This is a genomic window from Nocardia sp. bgisy118, assembly GCF_057708605.1.
Map to the genome: position 1 here is coordinate 1 of NZ_JBYISM010000071.1, position 1,580 is coordinate 1,580.

The 1,580-nt window shown below is 66.1% G+C and carries 1 protein-coding gene; it reads right to left on the bottom strand.

Annotated elements, in window-relative coordinates; genetic code table 11:
* The coding region (locus AC3EO7_RS37720) for an amino acid adenylation domain-containing protein (RefSeq protein ID WP_431972729.1) at positions 1 to 1,580 on the bottom strand (1,580 nt) is incomplete at both ends.

Sequence of the window (1,580 nt, forward strand, 5' to 3'; positions counted from 1 at the left end):
GGTAGTCACGGGCAACCCGTCGAGCACCACCACCGAGGCCGGAACCATGTACGACGGCAACCCATCACCGACGAACCGCCTCAACTCCTCGACATCTACCCCCACCCCCACCTCGGGCACGACATACCCCACCAACCGGTCCACCCCACCCTCGCCGCGAACCACCACCACCGCCCGCGCCACCGCGTCGTGCCGGGCAAGCGCCGCCTCGATCTCCCCCAACTCGATCCGGAACCCCCGCAGTTTCACCTGGAAATCACTGCGCCCCACATACTCCAACTGCCCATCCGCACGCCACCGCACCAGATCCCCCGTCCGGTACATCCGCTCCCCCGGCGCCCCGAACGGATCCGCCACGAACCGACCCGCCGTCAGACCCGGCCGTTCGTGATAGCCCCGCGCCAACTGCACACCCGCCAGATACAACTCACCCACCACCCCCACCGGCACCATGCGCAGGCGACCGTCGAGGACCGACGTGCGCAGACCGGCAATGCCCTGACCGATAACGCTCGCCGACGTCGAGGCGGCGAGTTGGGAATCCAGCGGCAACCACGTCGCGTGGACACAGGTTTCCGTAATTCCGTACATGTTGACCAGCTGCGGTCCGCTGTCCTCGCGGCGCGCATACCACCGCACCAGCCGACCCAGATCGAGCGACTCTCCACCGAAAATCACATACCGCAACGAGAGCCCGTCCGGCCTCTCGGCCGCGGCCTGCTCGACATCTGCCAATTGGTAGAAGGCAGAGGGAGTTTGGTTGAGCACGGTCACGTGCTCACGCCGCAGGAGCTCGAGAAACAGCTCGGGCGAGCGTGCCGTGGAGTAGTCGACCACCACGAGCCTGCCGCCGTGCAGCAGCGGACCCCACAGCTCCCACACCGAGAAATCGAATGCATACGAATGGAACATCGTCCACACGTCCGCCTCGTCGAACCCGAACCGGTCTCGGGTGTTCGCGAACAGGGTGAGAACGCTGCGGTGGGAGACAGTCACTCCCTTCGGGGTGCCGGTCGAGCCCGAGGTGTAGATCACGTAGGCCACGGAGTCGGGATTGACCGGTGCCACACGATCCGTGTCCGTAACCGCAAGTGAGGGAATGCCCTTCAGTCGCGCCACAGTCTCGGGTGCATCGAGCACCACGACCGGCAGATCCCCCACCGGCAACCCGTCGATCTCGGCGGCGGTCGAGAGCACACAGATCGGGGCAGCGTCGGCAAACAGGAATGCGAGCCGATCGGCCGGGTAGGTCACATCGATCGGGAGATACCCGCCACCGGCCTTGATCACCGCCAACAGGGTCACGATCAGATCCGGCGACCGCGGCATGGCCACCGCCACCAACGATTCCGGACCCACCCCGAGCGAGATCAGGTGCCGTGCCAACCGATTAGCCCGCGCGTCCAACTCTGCGTAGGACAGCGCCGAGTCGTCGGCCACCACAGCCGTTGCATCGGGGAACCGCTCGACCGTCCGCGTGAACTCGTCCGCCAACGTCACCGAGCCGACCACGAGCCCGGGACGAATCCAGCTCTCGAGCATCGAGGTGCGCTCGGCTGGATCGAGGAACTCGATGTCGC